Origin of the sequence: Enterobacter sp. PP-008-ECC_S150, assembly GCF_045257065.1 — a bacterium.
GTDB classification, from domain to species: domain Bacteria; phylum Pseudomonadota; class Gammaproteobacteria; order Enterobacterales; family Enterobacteriaceae; genus Enterobacter; species Enterobacter chengduensis.
Genome location: NZ_JBJHHG010000011.1, coordinates 74,482 through 93,641 on the forward strand (window position 1 = coordinate 74,482; position 19,160 = coordinate 93,641).

At 56.8% G+C, this 19,160-nt stretch carries 20 protein-coding genes and 1 other annotated feature; of the genes, 6 read left to right on the forward strand and 14 right to left on the reverse strand.

Annotated features, from left to right (window positions below):
- The first annotated feature begins 88 nt into the window (after positions 1–88).
- Entirely contained in the window at positions 89–655 is a 567-nt protein-coding gene (satP, locus tag ACJBF3_RS13635) for an acetate uptake transporter (protein WP_045327627.1), read from the forward strand.
- On the opposite strand, the gene ACJBF3_RS13640 is transcribed toward satP, so the two are convergent.
- The 3 genes from ACJBF3_RS13640 to tal all read right to left on the reverse strand — a co-directional run bounded on the left by ACJBF3_RS13640 (position 632) and on the right by tal (position 3,728).
- Positions 632–1,954 carry an MFS transporter gene (locus tag ACJBF3_RS13640; RefSeq protein ID WP_045327624.1) on the reverse strand — a complete coding sequence of 441 codons (1,323 nt, stop codon included), beginning with the start codon at positions 1,952–1,954 and terminating at the stop codon, positions 632–634. The genes satP and ACJBF3_RS13640 overlap by 24 nt on opposite strands.
- Before the next feature lie 122 nt (positions 1,955–2,076).
- Positions 2,077–2,664, reverse strand: coding sequence for a molybdopterin adenylyltransferase (gene mog, locus ACJBF3_RS13645; RefSeq protein WP_045327621.1), 588 nt, complete (start codon positions 2,662–2,664; stop codon positions 2,077–2,079).
- Positions 2,665–2,774: 110 nt separating this feature from the next.
- A complete protein-coding gene (tal, locus tag ACJBF3_RS13650; RefSeq protein ID WP_045327620.1) occupies positions 2,775–3,728 on the reverse strand; it encodes a transaldolase in 954 nt (317 codons plus the stop codon).
- 262 nt (positions 3,729–3,990) lie between these two features.
- Between tal and ACJBF3_RS13655 the strand changes: the two genes are divergently transcribed.
- The gene (locus tag ACJBF3_RS13655; protein WP_045327619.1) at positions 3,991–5,421 is read left to right on the forward strand and encodes a sodium:alanine symporter family protein; all 1,431 of its coding nucleotides are present in this window, start codon (positions 3,991–3,993) and stop codon (positions 5,419–5,421) included.
- A 66-nt stretch (positions 5,422–5,487) separates the two neighbouring features.
- Positions 5,488–6,261, forward strand: coding sequence for a peroxide stress protein YaaA (yaaA, locus tag ACJBF3_RS13660; protein ID WP_045327617.1), 774 nt, complete (start codon positions 5,488–5,490; stop codon positions 6,259–6,261).
- Between the two features lie 32 nt (positions 6,262–6,293).
- Here yaaA and ACJBF3_RS13665 read toward each other — a convergent pair whose 3' ends face one another.
- The 7 genes from ACJBF3_RS13665 to yjjY all read right to left on the reverse strand — a co-directional run bounded on the left by ACJBF3_RS13665 (position 6,294) and on the right by yjjY (position 13,130).
- Positions 6,294–6,596, reverse strand: coding sequence for a DUF2502 domain-containing protein (locus tag ACJBF3_RS13665; protein ID WP_045327616.1), 303 nt, complete (start codon positions 6,594–6,596; stop codon positions 6,294–6,296).
- A 263-nt stretch (positions 6,597–6,859) separates the two neighbouring features.
- Entirely contained in the window at positions 6,860–8,146 is a 1,287-nt protein-coding gene (gene thrC, locus ACJBF3_RS13670; RefSeq protein WP_045327615.1) for a threonine synthase, read from the reverse strand.
- 3 nt (positions 8,147–8,149) lie between these two features.
- Positions 8,150–9,079, reverse strand: a complete 930-nt coding sequence (thrB, locus tag ACJBF3_RS13675; protein ID WP_023310337.1) for a homoserine kinase — start codon at positions 9,077–9,079, stop codon at positions 8,150–8,152.
- A 1-nt stretch (position 9,080) separates the two neighbouring features.
- Entirely contained in the window at positions 9,081–11,543 is a 2,463-nt protein-coding gene (thrA, locus tag ACJBF3_RS13680; RefSeq protein WP_045327612.1) for a bifunctional aspartate kinase/homoserine dehydrogenase I, read from the reverse strand.
- Positions 11,544–11,567: 24 nt separating this feature from the next.
- Positions 11,568–11,685 (reverse strand) — a sequence feature (Thr leader region).
- Complete coding sequence (thrL, locus tag ACJBF3_RS13685; RefSeq protein WP_072039575.1) at positions 11,624–11,692, reverse strand: thr operon leader peptide; 69 nt, start codon at positions 11,690–11,692, stop codon at positions 11,624–11,626. It overlaps the preceding feature by 62 nt.
- A gap of 211 nt (positions 11,693–11,903) precedes the next feature.
- The gene (locus ACJBF3_RS13690) at positions 11,904–12,590 is read right to left on the reverse strand and encodes a tRNA/rRNA methyltransferase (RefSeq protein WP_045327611.1); all 687 of its coding nucleotides are present in this window, start codon (positions 12,588–12,590) and stop codon (positions 11,904–11,906) included.
- A gap of 399 nt (positions 12,591–12,989) precedes the next feature.
- Complete coding sequence (gene yjjY, locus ACJBF3_RS13695; protein WP_085928893.1) at positions 12,990–13,130, reverse strand: protein YjjY; 141 nt, start codon at positions 13,128–13,130, stop codon at positions 12,990–12,992.
- A gap of 95 nt (positions 13,131–13,225) precedes the next feature.
- On the opposite strand from yjjY, the gene arcA reads away from it, so the two are divergent.
- Positions 13,226–13,942, forward strand: a complete 717-nt coding sequence (arcA, locus tag ACJBF3_RS13700) for a two-component system response regulator ArcA (RefSeq protein WP_003856501.1) — start codon at positions 13,226–13,228, stop codon at positions 13,940–13,942.
- A gap of 47 nt (positions 13,943–13,989) precedes the next feature.
- Here the strand turns inward: arcA and creA are convergent, their stop codons facing one another.
- Positions 13,990–14,463: a protein CreA gene (gene creA / locus ACJBF3_RS13705; RefSeq protein WP_045284830.1), complete on the reverse strand. Its 474-nt coding sequence runs from the start codon at positions 14,461–14,463 to the stop codon at positions 13,990–13,992.
- Positions 14,464–14,674: 211 nt separating this feature from the next.
- Between creA and robA the strand changes: the two genes are divergently transcribed.
- The gene (gene robA / locus ACJBF3_RS13710) at positions 14,675–15,544 is read left to right on the forward strand and encodes an MDR efflux pump AcrAB transcriptional activator RobA (protein ID WP_045327609.1); all 870 of its coding nucleotides are present in this window, start codon (positions 14,675–14,677) and stop codon (positions 15,542–15,544) included.
- On the opposite strand, the gene gpmB is transcribed toward robA, so the two are convergent.
- Entirely contained in the window at positions 15,541–16,188 is a 648-nt protein-coding gene (gene gpmB / locus ACJBF3_RS13715) for a 2,3-diphosphoglycerate-dependent phosphoglycerate mutase GpmB (RefSeq protein WP_045327608.1), read from the reverse strand. The two genes, robA and gpmB, sit on opposite strands and share 4 nt — an antisense overlap.
- A 49-nt stretch (positions 16,189–16,237) precedes the next feature.
- Between gpmB and yjjX the strand changes: the two genes are divergently transcribed.
- Positions 16,238–16,753 carry an inosine/xanthosine triphosphatase gene (yjjX, locus tag ACJBF3_RS13720; protein ID WP_008502058.1) on the forward strand — a complete coding sequence of 172 codons (516 nt, stop codon included), beginning with the start codon at positions 16,238–16,240 and terminating at the stop codon, positions 16,751–16,753.
- On the opposite strand, the gene trpR is transcribed toward yjjX, so the two are convergent.
- Complete coding sequence (gene trpR / locus ACJBF3_RS13725; RefSeq protein ID WP_021240574.1) at positions 16,750–17,076, reverse strand: trp operon repressor; 327 nt, start codon at positions 17,074–17,076, stop codon at positions 16,750–16,752. The genes yjjX and trpR overlap by 4 nt on opposite strands.
- Before the next feature lie 55 nt (positions 17,077–17,131).
- A complete protein-coding gene (gene sltY, locus ACJBF3_RS13730; RefSeq protein ID WP_045327855.1) occupies positions 17,132–19,069 on the reverse strand; it encodes a murein transglycosylase in 1,938 nt (645 codons plus the stop codon).
- Between the last annotated feature and the right edge of the window lie 91 nt (positions 19,070–19,160).

Consider the following 19,160-nt stretch of genomic DNA (forward strand, 5'->3'; position numbering starts at 1 on the left):
TGCGCCCATTATGATGCCGCGCCCCGTCAGGGAGAACTGACGCGGGTTTAACCATTTCACCATATTAATGATGATTTTTTGAGGACTTATGGGCAACACTAAGTTGGCTAATCCGGCTCCGCTGGGCCTGATGGGTTTTGGCATGACCACTATCCTGCTAAACCTGCACAATATCGGGATGTTCCCGATGGATGGCATCATCCTGGCGATGGGCATTTTTTACGGCGGTATCGCGCAAATTTTCGCGGGCCTGCTGGAATATAAGAAAGGCAACACCTTCGGCTTAACCGCCTTCACCTCTTACGGTTCTTTCTGGCTGACCCTGGTCGCCATTCTGCTGCTGCCAAAAATGGGCATGGCAGACGCGGCAAACGCCCACTTCCTGGGCGTTTACCTGGGTCTGTGGGGCGTCTTCACCCTGTTCATGTTCTTCGGTACCCTGAAAGGTAACCGCATGCTGCAGTTCGTTTTCCTGAGCCTGACCGTCCTGTTCGCCCTGCTGGCGATCGGTCACCTGGTGGATAACGAAGGCATCGTTCACGTAGCAGGCTGGATTGGTCTGGTTTGCGGCGCAAGCGCTATCTACCTCGCAATGGGTGAAGTGCTGAACGAGCAGTTTGACCGTACCGTTCTACCGATTGGTGAAAAACGCTGATCCCTCTGTCGTGTCCGCCTCGCGGGCACGACATCCCCCCGCCTGACGAAGCCAAAATCCTAATCCCAGCCCCATCAGCGAGAGCGCCAGCACGTACCAGGCCGGAGCCATGGGAGACACGCCCATCAGCACCGTCACCGCAATCGGCGTCAGCCCACCGAAAATGGCATACGACACATTGTAGGAAAAAGAGATCCCGGTGAAGCGCACCTCAGGTGGGAACGCGCGAACCATCACGTACGGCACCGCGCCGACAACGCCCACGCACAGCCCAACCGCGCCGTACAGCAGGAACAGCTGTTCAGGATGGCTGCCCGCCAGATGGTAAAACGCCCAGCTTGATGTGGCCAGCAGCAGGCTGCCGACGATAAAGGTGACGCTGGCACCGAAACGATCGGCCGCCAGCCCGGCGGCCAGACAGCCAAAGCAGAGCATGATTGTCGCAATGCTGTTCGCCTGTAGCGTCACGGCAGGGGCGAAACCGTACTGCTTTTGCAGCCACACCGGGGACATCAATATCACCACCACGATGCCCGCCGAGAGTAGCCAGGTGAGCAGCATCGACACCACCACCGCTTTTTTATGGCGGACCACCACCGCCTTCACCGGCAGCTCCTGCGCCAGCGCTTTGCGCTGCTGCATTTCGAGGAAAATCGGCGTCTCCTGCAGCCAGCGGCGCAGGTACATCGCGACCAGGCCAAACGCCCCGCCCAGCAGGAACGGAATCCGCCAGCCCCAGTCGTGTACGGCCTGCTGCGTCATGCTGGTATTCACAATCGTTGCGACCACCGAACCGAGCAGGATCCCGACGGTCAGCCCCGCGGTTAAGGTTCCGCAGGCGATACCAATGCGGCGCGCCGGAACATGCTCCGCGACAAACACCCACGCGCCCGGCACTTCACCGCCTATCGCCGCGCCCTGGAGAACGCGCATCAGCAACAGCAGCAGCGGCGCGAGAATGCCCATCGAGGCATAGGTGGGCAGCAGACCAATCGCCAGCGTCGGCACGGCCATCAGCAGGATGCTGAGGGTAAACATCTTCTTGCGCCCGACCAGATCGCCAAAGTGGGCCATGATGATGCCGCCCAGCGGACGCGCCAGATACCCGGCGGCAAATATGCCGAAGGTTTGTACCTGACGCAGCCACTCCGGGATATCCGCCGGGAAGAAGAGCTCCCCCACCACGGCGGCGAAGAAGACGAAGATGATAAAGTCGTAAAACTCCAGCGCGCCGCCCAGGGCCGCGAGCGTAAGGGTTTTGTAATCCTGTCGATTCAGAGGTCGGGTGTTATGTGACATAGCGAACCATTATGCGTTTATTGTGGATTTATTTTTACAGCAATCGTAAAGAAAAAATTACTATACCGTAAAAGCGCTACCACGCTATCGCCGCTTCAGCTAATGTCACATATTGATTAATTTCAGGATATTGTTTCGCGACGTGCGTTTTTAGGACGAAAAGCTGCTACCACTTTCTCATCGGTTTCGACATACGGACCGTCAAGCAGCTGTATACAATACGGTACACTTGCAAAGATACCGTGAACAATGACGCTACCATCCTCCCCTTTCAGGCCTTCCAGCGTCTCTTTGATCGACTTCGGCTGGCCCGGCAGATTCAGAATCAACGCCTGCTTGCGGATCACCCCTACCTGGCGGGAAAGAATCGCCGTCGGAACAAAGTGTAGACCGATCTGGCGCATCTGTTCACCGAAGCCCGGCATTTCGCGGTCGGCGATAGCCAGCGTCGCGTCCGGCGTCACGTCGCGGCGCGCGGGGCCGGTTCCGCCCGTCGTCAGCACAAGGTGGCAGCTCATCTCATCCACCAGCTCGCAAAGCGTCTGCTCGATGATCGGCTGTTCGTCAGGGATCAGACGCGTCTGGATTTCAAACGGGGAGGTCAGCGCGCTGGCAAGCCACTCTTCCAGAGCGGGGATGCCTTTATCCTGGTAAACGCCGCTGGAGGCGCGGTCAGAAATCGACACTAAGCCGATGCGTAAGGTATTCATATTCATTCCATTCAAAGAGTACTGATTAAAGGGAATGATACACGCAGAGAGGGGATTCAGACAGGGTGGGAAAGCAGTCGCGTGACCGGGAGCCCGGTCACGCGGAATGATTACAGCAGGTCGCCGATCATTTTTTCCAGTTTGCCCTGGTCAACAGCAAACTTGCGGATACCGTCCGCCAGCTTGTCTACGGCCATTGGATCCTGGTTGTGCTGCCACAGGAACTCGGATTCCGTGATGCGCTCTGGGCGCGCTTTCACTTCACCGGTGTAGGACAGCTTACGCTCGATAGTCCCTTCGCTCTCTGCCAGCTCTTTCAGCAGCGCAGGCGCGATGGTCAGGCGGTCACAGCCGGCCAGCTCGATGATCTCACCGACGTTACGGAAGCTTGCGCCCATAACCACGGTCTCATAGCCGTGCTGTTTGTAGTATTCGTAGATTTCAGTCACAGAAACCACGCCTGGATCTTCAGCCGGTGCGTACTCTTTCTTATCGGTGTTGGCTTTGTACCAGTCCAGAATACGGCCCACGAACGGAGAAATCAGGTATACGCCTGCTTCTGCACATGCACGCGCCTGCGCGAAGGAGAACAGCAGGGTCAGGTTACAGTTGATACCGTCTTTTTCCAGCTGCTCGGCCGCGCGGATCCCCTGCCAGGTGGAAGCCAGCTTGATCAGGATACGGTCGTTGCTGATACCCGCGTCGTTGTACAGTTTGATCAGACGTTTCGCTTTCGCGATAGACGCTTCGGTGTCGTAGGAGAGACGCGCATCCACTTCGGTAGAGATACGGCCAGGAACCAGCTTCAGGATTTCCAGACCGATGTTCACGGCCAGCTTGTCGGTGGCATCCACAATCTGCTGGGCGCGGTCGTTGCTCTGTGCTTTCGCCCAGGTCACTGCGTCGTCAATCAGTTTGCGATACTCAGGGATCTGTGCGGCGTTAAGGATCAGAGAAGGGTTGGTTGTGGCATCCTGCGGCTGGTACAGCTTCATTGCCGCGATATCTCCGGTGTCAGCTACGACAGTGGTGAACTGACGAAGGGAGGTCAATTTATCCGTCATGATAGTGTTTCTCTTTTAACGTGCCCTGGATAATTCACGCTACCGACAGCATGCCTGCAGCGGAAAAATGACAGGTTTACTTGTTAGGGGGATGTAACCGGTCTGCCCTGATGATAACACGACGGAGGGGTAGCGCAACCGCAGACAGTGCGCTTAGGCAGAGTATGATAAACTGGAAATATTAACAGGCTGCTAAGCAACAGCATGCCCAATCAGTGGTAGCGCTTACATATTCACGTTGGCATCAACAAGAGGGACGTTAATGCCTGATTTCTTTTTCTTTATTAACGAAGTCCTCTGGGGTTCGATAATGATTTACCTGCTTCTGGGAGCAGGTCTCTGGTTTACGCTACGCAGCGGGTTTATCCAGTTTCGCTATATCCGCAAGTTTGGCAGAAGTCTGAAAAACAGCGTCACGCCCCAGCCGGGCGGATTAACGTCGTTTCAGGCGCTCTGCACCAGCCTGGCGGCACGACTCGGCAGCGGCAATCTGGCGGGCGTTGCGCTCGCCATCAGCGCCGGCGGGCCTGGCGCGGTCTTCTGGATGTGGGTGACGGCGCTACTCGGGATGGCCACCTCCTTTGCCGAAAGTTCGCTGGCGCAACTCTACAAAGAGAAGGATAAAAGCGGACAGTTTCGCGGCGGTCCCGCCTGGTACATGGCGCGTGGCTTAGGCATGCGCTGGATGGGCATCCTGTTCTCGCTTTTTTTACTGCTCGCGTACGGTCTTATTTTTAATACCGTCCAGGCGAACTCGGTCGCCCATGCCCTGAGCTACGCCTTCTCCTGCCCGGAGTGGCTCGCCGGTCTCGTTTTAGCCCTCGTCGTACTGCTCACCATATCTGCCGGTCTCAAGGGCATCGCCCGCCTGATGCAGTGGCTGGTTCCCATCATGGCGCTGCTCTGGGTTGTCGCGAGCCTGTTCGTCGCCGCACTGCATATCGACCTGGTGCCGGGTGTGATGGCGACCATCGTCAAAAGCGCCTTTGGCTGGCGCGAGGTGGCCTCCGGGGCGCTGGGCTACACCTTCAGCCAGGCGCTGATGGCGGGTTTCCAGCGCGGCATGTTCTCCAATGAAGCCGGTATGGGGTCAACCCCTAACGCGGCCGCCGCAGCCGCTTCCTGGCCGCCGCACCCGGCCGCGCAGGGCATTGTGCAGATGATTGGCGTCTTTACCGATACCATTATCATCTGTTCCGCCAGCGCCATGATTTTGCTGCTGGCAGGCCCCGTGCCGCATTCCTCTGGCACCGCCGGGATACAGCTTCTCCAGCAGGCGCTGGTGAACCTGACGGGCGGCTGGGGGGCAGGATTTGTCTCGCTCATCCTGACCTTGTTTGCCTTCAGTTCGATTGTGGTGAACTACCTCTACGCTGAAAATAACCTTATTTTCCTGAAGCTCGACTCCCGCGCCGCCATCGGGACGCTGCGCCTGGGGGTCATACTGATGGTGATAGCAGGCTCCCTGCTCAGTATGCCGCTGGTCTGGCAGCTGGCCGATATCATTATGGCGCTGATGGCGATCACGAACCTCACGGCGATCCTGCTGCTTTCCCCCGTGGTGAGCCTGATTGCCAGAGACTATCTGCGTCAGCGCAAACTCGGCGTTCCGCCGGTCTTTGATCCCGCCCGCTATCCCGATATTAAGGCGCAGCTTGCCCCCGGCACGTGGGATGATTTGCCCCGGCAATAACAGCTATCGATCAATCCAGGGCGATTTTTTGCTAAAGTCGCTCTAAATTTCCTGCAAGGACTGGATATGCTGATTCTGATTTCACCTGCAAAAACGCTCGACTACCAGAGCCCGCTCGCCACCGAGCGCTATACCCAGCCTGAACTGCTGGACTATTCCCAACAGCTGATCCGCGAAGCGCGCAGGCTCTCCGCGCCGCAAATCGCCTCGCTGATGAGCATCAGCGACAAGCTGGCCGATCTTAACGCGACCCGCTTTCACGACTGGCACCCGGATTTCACCCCGTCTAACGCTCGTCAGGCGATTCTGGCGTTTAAGGGCGATGTTTACACAGGCCTGCAGGCGGAAGATTTTAGCGAAGCCGATTTCGATTTTGCCCAGCAGCATCTGCGCATGCTCTCGGGCCTGTACGGCGTACTGCGCCCGCTGGATCTGATGCAGCCGTACCGTCTGGAGATGGGGATTCGCCTGGAGAATGCCAAAGGCAAAGATCTGTACCACTTCTGGGGCGATATCATTACCGACAAGCTGAATGCGGCGCTGCGCGCCCAGGGCGATAACGTAGTGATTAACCTGGCGTCAGATGAATACTACAGGTCGGTGAAGCCGAAAAAGCTGGATGCCGAAATCATCAAGCCGGTATTCCTCGACGAGAAGAACGGCAAGTTCAAAGTGATCAGCTTCTACGCCAAGAAAGCGCGCGGCCTGATGAGCCGCTACATCATCCAGAACCGCCTGACGAAGCCGGAACAGCTGACCGGATTTAACAGCGAAGGCTATTTCTTTGACGAGGCGTCGTCAGGGAAAGGTGAGCTGGTGTTTAAGCGCCACGAGCAGTAAAAATAAACCCCGCCTGCTGGCGGGGTTTTGCATTAGTGGTGTTTCCAGTCCGGGCCGCGATCGTCGCGGTGGTCATCGTGATGATGGTCATCATGACGATCGTCATGTTTACGATGCTCATCATGTGGACGCCAGTGGTTATCGCGCCAGTCATAGTGCGCCTTCCACCAGTCATGGTCGCGCCAGCGGCCGCCGTCCCAGTAGTGCCCGTTGTTATCCTGGTCGCCAATCTGTAGTTTTACCGCAGGGACGAGGGTGATTTCAGATGCCTGTACCGCCATGGGAGCGACCAGCATCAGTGAAAGCGCAATCAGCACAGGTTTCAGTGTAGACATCGGTGACTCCTTATTAACATTGCCCAACGTGGGCCGATGTAAGGAGATTACGCGAGGGGAACGGGGGATGTTATTCTCTGCAATCCTAAACGCTAAGTGACCGCATTTATTGAGAATTTCTGCTTTTTCCCTGCTATTTTTCTCCTTAATTTCTTCACAAAAAAGCCGGGTGAGTGCTGCTGTTGCCGGGTGACGCTGCGCTTACCCGGCCTACATTCTGAGCCGTTGTAGGTCGGGTAAGCGAAGCGCCACCCGACAAAACATCACGCGCGGGTCATCATCAGCTTACGCAGCGCGGCAAAGTCTGCCGGCAGCTCATGAGACAACAGCGGCAGGTCGGCACGTTCGGCCAGTTCTTTTGGCAACGGCAGCGTTTCGCCCAGAATCGCCTCCACGCTCTCTTTGAACTTCGCCGGATGTGCGGTTCCCAGGAACAGGCCGTATTCACCCGGATTAAGCTGATCGCGCAGCGCGCGGTAGGCAATCGCCGCGTGCGGCTCAGAGGTATACCCCACCGCCTTCAGCTCGCGCATCGTCGCTTTGGTAGTCTCATCCGTCACCGCTGCGTAGCCCAGGTCACCCAGACGCCAGATCTTACGGCGGAACAGCTCTTCCACGCGCGGCCAGTTGTTCGGCTGGGACACGTCCATCGCGTTGGAGAGCGTCGCCTGCGTGGCGTTCGGCGCCCACTTCCCGTCCTTCAGGAAGCGCGGCACGGTGTCGTTGGCGTTGGTGGCGGCGATAAAGCGCTTCACCGGCAGCCCCAGGGACTTCGCCAGCAGGCCCGCCGTCAGATCGCCGAAGTTACCGCTCGGCACGGAGATCACCAGCTGGTTGCGCGCTTCCTGCGGCAGCTGCGCCACCGCTTCGAAGTAGTAGCAAATCTGCGCCAGCAGACGGCTGATGTTGATGGAGTTGGCGGAGTTCAGACCCAGGGCCACCTTCAGCTCTTCGTCGTCGAAGGCCTGCTTGACCAGCGCCTGGCAGGCATCGAAATCGCCGTCGATGGCCACAGTTTCAATGTTGCCGCCGAGGGTGCAGAACAGTTTCTCCTGCAGCGGGCTGATTTTGCCTTTCGGATAGAGGATCACCACGCGGACGTTTTTCAGGCCGTAGAACGCGTGGGCCACCGCCGCGCCGGTATCGCCGGAGGTAGCGGTCAGAATGGTCACCGGTTTATCGCCGCTGATGTGGGTCAGCATCTGCGCCATAAAGCGGCCGCCGAAGTCTTTAAACGCCAGGGTCGGGCCGTGGAACAGCTCCAGGCAGCCAACGTCAGGCTCAACCTGCTGAACCGGCGCAGGGAACGCAAACGCCGCGCGCACACGCTCTTCCAGCAGCGCCTGCGGGATTTCGTCACCGATAAACGCAGAGAGAATTTTGGTGCTGCGGGTGACAAAGTCCTGCTTCAGCAGCTCGTCGATCTCGGTCAGCTGGAATTCCGGCAGGTCGTGCGGGAAAAACAGCCCCTGATTTTTGCCCAGTCCCTGAGTCACCGCCTGCGCGAAGCTGACCTGCTCGTTATGATCTTTAAGGTTGTAGAGTTTCATTAATTATCCCAGTACTCGTGCGCCAGCCGTGTCCAGACGGCAAATATGAACAAAGCCTTCCTGATTTTGCAGGTAGTGTTTAGAAAGCCAGTCCGCCACGCGCTGCGCGGTGTCAGGCTTGTCGCAAAGGGCGAACAGCGTCGGGCCGGAGCCGGAGATGCCGCACGCCTGCGCGCCGATATCCATTGATGCCTGTCGCGCCTCGTTAAAGCCGGGCAGCAGCTTCGTGCGGTACGGCTCGGCAATGACGTCCTTCATCAGTTTGGCCGCCAGCTGCGGCTGACGGGTGTAGCAGGCGTGGATAAAGCCCGCCAGATGACGCCCGTGGGCGATACAGTCCTGACGACGATACTGCGCGGGCAGGATCGCACGCGCTTCCGCGGTAGACACCTTAATGCCCGGATAGGCCAGCACCCACAGCCACTCATCAAACCCTGGCACCTGCTGGCTGATGATGCCATTTTCTTCGATCATCAGCTGCATGCCGCCGAGGAAGCACGGTGCCACGTTGTCATAGTGAATACTGCCTGAAATGCGCCCTTCCAGCTCGCCCATTAATCCCAGCAGCCGGTTGTTGTTCAGCGGCTTGCCGCAGTGCTCGTTCATCGCCACCAGCGCGGCGACCACCGAACAGGCGCTGGATCCCAGGCCCGAGCCGATTGGCATACTTTTTTCCAGCGTCATGGCAACCGGCACGTTTTTGCCGATCTCCTGACAGAAGCGTTCCCAGCACTGATAGACGATATTCTCGCGCGGGTCGGACGGCAGCTTGCTGGCGAAGCGGCCCACGTTGTTCAGGCTGAAGCTGTCTGCCGCTTCCACCGTCACCGTATCGCCCAGCAGCGAACCATCCACCGGCGTCACCGCCGCGCCCAGCACGTCAAATCCGACGCTCATATTCGCGCTGGAAGCCGGGGCATAAACTTTGACCATGTTAAACTCCTAACTTCCATGACAGGGTACGCAGCAGATCGGCAAACACACCCGCCGCCGTAACATCGTTCCCTGCGCCATAGCCGCGAAGCACCAGCGGCAGTGGCTGATAATAGTGGCTGTAAAACGCGAGGGCGTTTTCGCCGTTTTTGACTTTGTACAGCGGGTCGTTGCCGTCCACTTCAGCAATCTTCACCCGGCACACGCCATCTTCTTCAATGTTGCCAACATAGCGCAATACCTTACCTTCATCACGGGCTTTCGCCACGCGCGCGGCAAAAGCATCGTCAAGCTGGGGTAAATTCGCCATAAAGGTGCTGACATCACCGCTGCTGTCAAACTCGGCTGGCAACACGGGTTCAATCACAATATCCGAAAGCTCCAGCTCGCGGCCCGTTTCGCGCACGAGGATCAACAGCTTGCGCGCCACGTCCATACCGGAGAGATCGTCACGCGGATCCGGCTCGGTATAGCCCAGCTCGCGCGCGGCGCGGGTCGCTTCCGACAGGCTCATGCCCTCGTCCAGCTTGCCGAAGATAAACGACAGGGAGCCGGAGAGAATGCCGGAGAAACGCTGCAGCTCGTCGCCCGCGTTAAGCAGGTTCTGCAGGTTCTCGATAACCGGCAGGCCCGCGCCCACGTTGGTGTCGTACAGGAACTTGCGGCGCGACTTGCTCGCCGCCAGGCGCAGCTGGTGATAGTAATCCATCGACGAGGTGTTGGCCTTTTTGTTCGGCGTCACCACGTGGAAACCTTCGCGCAGGAAGTCCGCGTACTGGTCGGCCACCGCCTGGTTCGAGGTACAGTCGACGATCACCGGGTTAAGCAGGTGATACTCTTTTACCAGACGGATCAGGCGGCCCAGGTTAAACGGCTCTTTTGCCTCACTCATCTCGGTCTGCCAGTTTTCCAGGTTCAGGCCGTGGACGTTGGTCAGCAGCGCTTTGGAATTCGCGATGCCGCAGACGCGCAGATCGATATGTTTCTTCTTCAGCCAAGCCTGCTGGCGCTTCACCTGCTCCAGCAGCGCGCCGCCTACGCCGCCCACGCCAATCAGGAACAGCTCGATGACCTGATCGGTGTTGAACAGCATTTGGTGAACCACACGAACGCCGGTGGTGGCATCGTCGTTATCCACCACCACGGAGATTGAACGCTCTGACGAGCCCTGGGCAATCGCCACGATATTGATATTGGCGCGCGCCAGCGCGGCAAAGAACTTCGCGGAGATGCCGCGCAGGGTGCGCATGCCGTCGCCGACGACAGAGATAATTGCCAGACGCTCCTGAATCGCGAGCGACTCCAGCAGTTCTTCTTTCAGCTCCAGATAGAACTCTTCCTCGAGCGCGCGGCGGGCGCGCAGGCAGTCAGCCTGCGGCACGCAGAAGCTGATGCTGTATTCGGAAGAGGATTGGGTGATCAGCACCACCGAGATCCCGTTGCGGGACATGGCCGCAAAGACGCGCGCAGCCATGCCGACCATCCCTTTCATTCCCGGGCCGGAGACGCTGAACATCGCCATGTTATTCAGGTTGGAGATGCCTTTCACCGGCAGGCCGTCCTCATCGGTGCTCGCGCCAATCAGCGTGCCTGGCGCCTGCGGGTTACCGGTATTTTTAATGAGGCAAGGGATCTGGAACTGGGCGATCGGGGAGATGGTACGCGGGTGAAGCACTTTGGCGCCGAAGTAGGAAAGCTCCATCGCTTCCTGGTACGACATCGACTTCAGCAGCCTGGCGTCCGGTACCTGGCGCGGGTCGCAGGTATAGACCCCGTCAACATCAGTCCAGATCTCACAACAGTCCGCGCGTAAGCAGGCAGCCAGCACGGCGGCGGAGTAGTCGGAGCCGTTACGGCCCAGCACCACCAGTTCGCCCTTCTCGTTACCGGCGGTGAAGCCTGCCATCAGGATCATGTGGTCAGCGGGAATTTTGCTGGCGGCGATACGGCGGGTTGATTCGGCAATATCAACGGTGGATTCGAGGTAGTGGCCCACCGCCAGCAGTTTTTCAACGGGATCGATCACGGCCACGCGATGGCCGCGCGCTTCCAGCACGCCCGCCATGATGGCGATAGAGAGTTTTTCGCCCCGGCAGATCAGCGCCGCGTTGACGCTGTCCGGGCACTGGCCGAGAAGGCTGATGCCGTGAAGGACGTGTTTGATTTGCGCGAATTCCTGCTCAACGAAGGACTTCAGCTGGGCATGTGGGAAGCCGGGCAGCGCCTCTGCCAGCCCCTGCAGCAGGTCAGCGAAAATACGCTCTGCGTCGCTGATGTTCGGGAGTGCATCCTGGCCACCGATGGTTTTTTCAATCATCGCCACCAGATGGTTCGTGATTTTTGCCGGGGCAGAGAGCACGGTCGCAACCTGCCCCTGCCTGGCGTTGCTTTCCAGGATATCGGCAACACGCAGAAATCGCTCTGCATTTGCCACTGATGTACCGCCGAACTTCAACACTCGCATGGTTCTACCTCGTTTCCTTTAGCCGAAAAAAAAGCCCGCACTGTTCAGGTGCGGGCTTTTTTTTGTTTTTCCTGTACGCGTCAGCCCGCATCGTTACCTGTGGTAATGATGGTGGTTGTGGTAATGGTGGTGATGCTGATGCGTTTCATGGATGTTGTGTACTCTGTCATTATTATCTGTCTGTGCTGTATTCTTTTAGGGTTAAAGGATTGGGCACCTTAAGTCAACGAATTTTTAATTTGATCACAATTCGGGAGGCTCTTACGTCCCGCTGTTTGACGATTTATTTTCATCCGATTCCCCCAGATGCAACCCACACATACAGACTTATCCGCCATAGTAAAAACTTATGGCAGTGTTTTACTCGGCTAATTTTTTTTCAACGTCATGCAGCAAACGGTGCAGCATTGCCGTATCCCGTTGCTCAAGTCGCCCGAGACGCTGTTGCAGCCAGTCGGCCATTTTTTGATCGTCAGCGACATCCAGCCGCACTAACAGCTTATCCACGCGAGCGCGAAGTGCAGCCAGCTGGTTTTCATCGGTTCCTGTACTTTGCGGCTGGGGAATTTGTATTAAGGATGCTAATTGATAGCAATACACCATGACCGCCTGACCTAAGTTCAGGGAGGGATAATCCGCGACCATCGGCGCACCGGTGAGAACGTCAGCCAGTTCCAGCTCTTCGTTGGTGAGCCCGGAATCTTCGCGGCCAAATACCAGCGCCGCTTTCTCCAGCCACTGGCTTTTCTCTGCCAGCATCGGCACCAGCTCGGCAGGCGTGGCGTAGTAATGGAACTTCGCCCGGCTGCGTGCGGTGGTAGCCACGGTAAACGAAATGTCATACAGCGCGTCGGCAAGCGTAGCGTAAGTGGTTATATTATCGAGAATATCTCCCGAGCCGTGCGCCACCCAGCGGGCGGCGGGCTCCAGATGCGCCGTGCTGTCCACAATACGCAAATCGGTAAAGCCCATGGTCTTCATGGCGCGCGCGGCAGCGCCTATATTTTCTGCTCTCGCTGGGGCAACCAGTACAATCGACAGATGCATTTATGCTCTCTTTTTAATCAGTTAGCCGGTAAAAATGTGATGCACTTCAACATATTACGCAGCGCGAATTTACAAAATTGCAACACAAATCACCGAAATAGCGTTTCACAACAAATTAAAAACGCTAAACTATTCCTTGTCTGAACAATCAGTTAGAATGTTAACAGAACACTATTATCCCTATGTTTTATAATGATAATAGCGATATGAATACCCTATTCTGATTGGATTCGCTTCGTTTATAAATCAATGTCCGCAACTAGTTGGTTTATTGAAAAATTGTGACAAAGGCTAGCATTCGGCTACGATGATTTCATCAAACTGTTAACGTGCTACAATTGAACTTGATATATGTCAACGAAGCGTAGTTTTATTGGGTGTCTGGTGTCACTTAGCCTGTTATGTTGCTGTTAAAATGGTTAGGATGACAGCCGTTTTTGACACTGTCGGGTCCAAAGGGAAAGTACCCAAGACCAAGCTAATGATGTTGTTGACGTTGATGGAAAGTGCATCAAGAACGCAATTACGTACTTTAGTCACGTTAAGCCGATCATGTTAATTTGCGACATGCATCAGGCAGGTCAGGGACTTTTGTACTTCCTGTTTCGATTTAGTTGGCAATTTAGGTAGCAAACATGCAGACCCCGCACATTCTTATCGTTGAAGACGAGTTGGTAACACGCAACACGTTAAAGAGCATTTTCGAAGCAGAAGGCTACGATGTCTTTGAAGCGACCGATGGCGCAGAGATGCATCAGATCCTTTCTGAAAATGATATCAACCTGGTGATCATGGATATTAACCTGCCGGGCAAAAACGGTCTTCTTCTGGCGCGCGAACTGCGCGAGCAGGCGAACGTCGCGTTAATGTTCCTGACGGGCCGTGATAACGAAGTTGATAAAATTCTTGGCCTGGAAATCGGTGCGGATGACTACATCACCAAGCCGTTCAATCCACGCGAGTTAACCATTCGTGCACGCAACCTGCTGTCCCGCACCATGAACCTGGGTACGGTCAGCGAAGAGCGTCGTAGCGTCGATAGCTACAAATTCAACGGCTGGGAACTTGATATCAATAGCCGTTCGCTGATTAGCCCGAACGGTGAGCAGTATAAACTGCCGCGCAGTGAATTCCGCGCGATGCTGCACTTCTGCGAAAACCCGGGCAAAATTCAGTCCCGTGCAGAACTGCTGAAGAAAATGACCGGCCGTGAGCTGAAGCCGCACGACCGTACCGTAGACGTGACCATCCGTCGTATTCGTAAGCATTTCGAATCTACGCCAGATACGCCGGAAATCATCGCCACGATCCACGGCGAAGGGTACCGTTTCTGCGGCGATCTGCAGGAGTAATCCCGCACGTCAGGCAGTATAAAAAACGGCGCTTATGCGCCGTTTTTTTATTCCCTCCACGGCATAATCGGCACCGCGCTGATCGCGTTTTTCGGTGAACCCTCTACCACTTTGTCTGAATAGGCGAGGTAGGCCAGGGTGTTGCGTTTGGCATCGTAGAAGCGCACCACCTGCAGCTTTTTGAACACCAGCGAGGTCCGTTTCTGGAATACCACGTCGCCCTGAGCTTTGCCGTTTTTAATTTTATCGCTCAATTCAACCGGCCCTACCTGCTGACACGATATCGCCGCGTCAGAGGTGTCTTCCGCCAGCCCCAAACCGCCTTTGATACCGCCCGTTTTCGCGCGGCTGACGTAGCAGGTGACGTTTTTCACGTCGGGATCGTCAAACGCCTCCACCACGATTTTGTGGTCCGGGCCAAACATTTTGAACACGGTATCGACGGAACCAATCTGTTCCGCCTGTGCAGCGCGCCCGACCATCAGCATCAGCGCGGTGAAGATCAAAGTCTTGTATTTCATATTGTTACCATTCTTTAAAATTACACTGAGCGATTATTCAACACTTTAGACAAAAATGTAGCAAGATCACAGGATTAGAATATATCTGCCTGTAATGTGCGCCAAAAAGCATGAATGCGCAAAAAAAACACTGAATGCTAAAACATCAAAAAATGCTATTATCCGCTAACCTGTTATCAGGCACCTGCTGTTTTAAGGATGAGGATAGTATATGGATCAGGCTGGAATTATTCGCGACCTGCTCACCTGGCTGGAAGGTCATCTCGACCAGCCTTTGTCACTGGATAATGTGGCGGCTAAAGCAGGCTATTCCAAGTGGCATCTGCAAAGGATGTTCAAGGATGTCACCGGTCATGCTATCGGGGCCTATATTCGCGCGCGTCGTTTATCGAAATCTGCTGTGGCATTGCGCCTGACCGCGCGGCCGATTCTGGATATTGCCCTGCAGTATCGTTTCGATTCACAGCAGACGTTCACCCGCGCCTTTAAAAAACAGTTCTCGTTAACGCCTGCGCTGTATCGCCGCTCGCCTGACTGGAGCTCGTTTGGCATGCGTCCGCCGCTGCGTCTGGGCGAGTTCGCGATGCCGAAGTATGAAATTATTACCCTGCCGGAAACCCATCTGATCGGTACAACCCAGAGCTACTCCTGCTCCCTGGAGCAGATCTCCGAGTTCCGTCATCAGATGCGCGTTCAGTTCTGGCGCGATTTCCTGAGCCACGCACCGGCGATCCCGCCCATCCTGTATGGCCTCAACGAAACGCACCCGAGCCAGGAAAAGGACGACGAGCAGGAGGTGTTCTACACCACCGCGCTGACGCCAGATATGGCCAATGGGTATGTTCAGGGGTCTAAGCCTGTCGTACTGGAAGGCGGCGAGTACGTGATGTTCGCCTATGAAGGGCTGGGAACGGGCGTTCAGGAGTTTATCCTGACCGTTTACGGAACCTGCATGCCGATGCTGAATCTGAATCGCCGTAAAGGTCAGGACATTGAGCGCTACTACCCGGCGCAGGATGCCAAACCGGAAGAAGGCCCAATCAATCTGCGAATGGAATTCTTGATTCCGATACGTCGTTAACGCTGCAGTTCATCAAGCGCAGGGGCATCAAGATGCGAAATGTCCCCTGCCATCTCCACGACCCAGCCCGATGCCAGCCATGCGCTTTCCTGATAATCAATGCGGGAAATAGAGCAGTTGCGCAGACGCAGGCGTCGCTCGGCGTAGGCCGGTAACCCCAGAATGGTGCTCACCAGGCAACCCAACGCAATCCCGTGACTCACCAGCAGCGGACGGCTTCCCGCCGGAAGCTTCAGGCATTCCGCCAGCGCGGCATGCATACGTACGCTGAGCTCCTGCATGGATTCGCCTTCAGGAATGCGGCCATCTTCGGTACCGTTCACCAGCGTGCGGCGCCAGCCCTCTTCCGTTTCCGTCAGCGTATCGATATGGCGTTTTTCCAGCACGCCCATATCCAGCTCGCGCAGGCGCGGCTCAAGTATGACGTCACAGCCGCAGGCATCTGCGATGATGCGCGCCGTCTGCTGTGTGCGACCTAAATCGCTGGTAATCACGTGGGTAATGCCCAGCGTTCTGGCACGCTCCGCCACCTGCCACGCTTGCTGCACGCCCTTCTCAGTGAGAGGACTGTCTGACTGGCCTTGAATACGTCGCTCGGCGTTCCACTGCGTTTCACCGTGGCGAACAAGGTATACCTGTAACATGCTTTTTTTCCGTTATACTGCGATGAGTTTTTTTGAATCGAGCTTAATTATGCACCATGTTGTCTCTGCTACCACTAATCCTGCCAAAATTCAGGCAATTCTAAGGGCATTTGACGAGATCTTCGGCGCAGGATCCTGCCATATTGAGGCTATCGGCGTCGAGAGTGGCGTGCCTGAACAGCCGTTTGGCAGCGAGGAAACGCGCGCTGGCGCACGAAATCGCGTAGCAAACGCCAGGGCTGCCGCACCGGATGCTGACTTTTGGGTGGCAATTGAAGCCGGGATCGACGAAGGCGCAACCTTTAGCTGGGTGGTGATCGAAAGCCGCGAGCAGCGCGGTGAAGCGCGTTCGGCTACCCTGCCGCTTCCAGAGATCATTCTGGAAAAAGTTCGCGCGGGGGAAGCGCTCGGGCCGGTGATGTCGCAGTACACCGGCATTGATGAGATCGGTCGTAAAGAAGGGGCGATTGGCGTCTTTACCGCAGGCGCGCTGACCCGTTCAGGCGTTTACCACCAGGCGGTGATCCTGGCGTTAAGCCCGTTCCATAACGCGATTTATCGTTAGGCATTTTTCAACAACACCGCTTCCAGCCACTGGCGCAGCTCAACCGGTGCCGACTTCAGGCTGTTCGATCCGCGGGTGATCGTCGCGATGCCCGCGCCCAGCTCATTTTTCAGCTCGCGCTGGCTCATCTCGCCGCGCAGCAGCTCTTCAATGATCCGCACGCGCGTGCCCAGCGCCTCGCGCTCGTCCGGCGTGAGCATCAGCTGCATCAGGGGTAAATGCAAATCCTGCTCGTAAGACTGGCGAAGCAGCTCCACAAAACGAAGCCACTCCTGATGACGTTGTTCGGCCATGGCCGAGGAATACGGGGAATGCTGGGTCATGTTATGCTGCCTATTGTACTCATTAGCGAGTACAGCATAACACAACCCACGCCGATCAGTAACGTCTCTGCCACTCGGCATCGCTCATCAGGGTATCTTTCTGCCCCATGAAGTAGCGATAGTAGGCGTCATAGGCCAGCACGTTCTTCACGTAGCCGCGCGTTTCCGAGAACGGAATGCTCTCAACAAACGCCACGGCGTCGATGCGTCCGGCGCTGTTGCCGAGCCAGGTACGCACGCGTCCAGGTCCCGCGTTATAGGCCGCCGACGAGAAGATGCGGTTATTGCCGAACTGCTGATAGACGTACTGCAGATAGCTCGTGCCGATGTTGATGTTGGTATCCGGATCCAGCAGCTGTGACGGGCTGCTGTATCCAGGGATGTTAAACATCTTCACCGTGTGCGTCGCCGTGCCCGGCATAATCTGCATCAGCCCGCTGGCACCCACCGGAGAACGGACCTTCGGGTTCCAGGCACTCTCCTGACGAGCAATCGCCATCGCGTAGCTTTGCGGGATATCTTTACCGCTGGTGTAGCGATCGAAGAGATCTTTATACGCCAGCGGGAAACGCTCCTCGAGATGATCCCAGAGCTTGCCGGCGATCGTCGCCTGCACGCTGAGATCCCACCAGTGGTTATCAAAGGCATAGCGGGCAAGCTGGGCTTTCTCGTCTGTGGTGCGGCTGGTCACCAGGTTCGCCCACTCGCTGCGCGCGGTGTTATCCATATTCCAGTACATCAGCTCGCGCACGCGCGCCATCTCTGGCCCCTGCGTCAGCGCCGGGTTCGCGTTGGCAGGCGCTTTATCAATGCGGAAGGTGTACTCCTCGCCCAGGCGCTGCGCGGCGGCCATCGGGTAGAACCCGCGCTGCTGCATCAGCGCATGAAGGATCTCTTTGGCCTCATCATCACGACCGCGCTCCATCAGCAGATCGGCCTGCCAGTAGCGCCATTCGTCTTTCTCTTTGGCCTCCATTGGCAACCGCGCGAGCCAGGTATTGAGCCCACGACGATCGCCCGTACCCAGCGCCATGCGCACGCGGCGCTCCACCAGCGACGTGGAGTTCGAACGCATAATGGCATCGTCTCGCCAGCGCGCCTGTTCGTCGGTCACGTCGGTGCCCATCAGTCGCCACGCCACGATATCGCGCAGCTCCTGGGTTTGCTCCTCATTGAGCTGCTGCGCCTGCACCAGCTGCGGGATCATCAGTCGGGCGTTTTCCACGTCGTCACGCGCCACGCTGGCAAAGGCGACCGCCGCCATCTGACGGGTAAAATCGGTCGCGCCCGTACTGCGGGCAAAGGTCAGGACGCTGTTCGGATCGTTTGCCAGCGAGATAACTGCCGAGGAGATCGTCTGGTAATCGGACGGCATCTGCCCCGCCAGCGTGGTCACCAGACGCGTGTTGCCGGCCTTCATCGCCAGACGGATGCGCTCAAGATAGGCCAGCGGATCCTGCCTGCCGGAGGCGCGCCACGCGCCGAACAGAGAATCGCAGGCGTTCGGCTGATTTTTGCCGGTCAGCCAGAGCTCTTTCGCCCCGGCCCAGGCCTCCTCCTGCTGTCCTGTCGCCCATTTCGCATAGTAGTAGTTACACTGCGCTTCGGTGGTATTTGGCTTTTCAGGGCTAAACGCCAGCAGTCCGCGCCAGTCTTCCCGACGCGCCAGCTCATTCACAAAACGAGACTGAAGATTTCGGGCAGGCGGCAGGGTCGGGTTCGCCTGAATAAAGTTATTTACGGTAACGGTAGGCTGGTTCATGAGATCGTCCGTAATCTGGCGATACTCCAGATACGGATACAGCGGATAATCCTTGAGCGTCGGCATCAGCGCCTGCACGGTATCCATCTGCTTGTTGTCCCACGCCTGTTTAATCTGAGCGTAGCGATTACGTTGTTCGTCCAGTGAATCGGCATGCACCGCCTGGCTTACCGCCATTACGCATACGCTGGCAGCCAGCAGACGCCAGACCACCCGTTTGGCTTTTTCCACACGCTCTTCCTCATTGTTTTTTTTCGTCAATTGCAGCGTCTTGCCACGTCAAAGTCTCACTAACCTATGCTAACCAGGCATCCCTCAACGC

Coding starts and splice junctions, on each gene's coding strand:
- satP (WP_045327627.1), top strand. CDS start 89: ATGGGCAACACTAAGTTGGCTAATCCGGCTCCGCTGGGCCTGATGGGT.
- ACJBF3_RS13640 (WP_045327624.1), bottom strand. CDS start 1,954: ATGTCACATAACACCCGACCTCTGAATCGACAGGATTACAAAACCCTT.
- mog (WP_045327621.1), bottom strand. CDS start 2,664: ATGAATACCTTACGCATCGGCTTAGTGTCGATTTCTGACCGCGCCTCC.
- tal (WP_045327620.1), bottom strand. CDS start 3,728: ATGACGGATAAATTGACCTCCCTTCGTCAGTTCACCACTGTCGTAGCT.
- ACJBF3_RS13655 (WP_045327619.1), top strand. CDS start 3,991: ATGCCTGATTTCTTTTTCTTTATTAACGAAGTCCTCTGGGGTTCGATA.
- yaaA (WP_045327617.1), top strand. CDS start 5,488: ATGCTGATTCTGATTTCACCTGCAAAAACGCTCGACTACCAGAGCCCG.
- ACJBF3_RS13665 (WP_045327616.1), bottom strand. CDS start 6,596: ATGTCTACACTGAAACCTGTGCTGATTGCGCTTTCACTGATGCTGGTC.
- thrC (WP_045327615.1), bottom strand. CDS start 8,146: ATGAAACTCTACAACCTTAAAGATCATAACGAGCAGGTCAGCTTCGCG.
- thrB (WP_023310337.1), bottom strand. CDS start 9,079: ATGGTCAAAGTTTATGCCCCGGCTTCCAGCGCGAATATGAGCGTCGGA.
- thrA (WP_045327612.1), bottom strand. CDS start 11,543: ATGCGAGTGTTGAAGTTCGGCGGTACATCAGTGGCAAATGCAGAGCGA.
- ACJBF3_RS13690 (WP_045327611.1), bottom strand. CDS start 12,590: ATGCATCTGTCGATTGTACTGGTTGCCCCAGCGAGAGCAGAAAATATA.
- arcA (WP_003856501.1), top strand. CDS start 13,226: ATGCAGACCCCGCACATTCTTATCGTTGAAGACGAGTTGGTAACACGC.
- creA (WP_045284830.1), bottom strand. CDS start 14,463: ATGAAATACAAGACTTTGATCTTCACCGCGCTGATGCTGATGGTCGGG.
- robA (WP_045327609.1), top strand. CDS start 14,675: ATGGATCAGGCTGGAATTATTCGCGACCTGCTCACCTGGCTGGAAGGT.
- gpmB (WP_045327608.1), bottom strand. CDS start 16,188: ATGTTACAGGTATACCTTGTTCGCCACGGTGAAACGCAGTGGAACGCC.
- yjjX (WP_008502058.1), top strand. CDS start 16,238: ATGCACCATGTTGTCTCTGCTACCACTAATCCTGCCAAAATTCAGGCA.
- trpR (WP_021240574.1), bottom strand. CDS start 17,076: ATGACCCAGCATTCCCCGTATTCCTCGGCCATGGCCGAACAACGTCAT.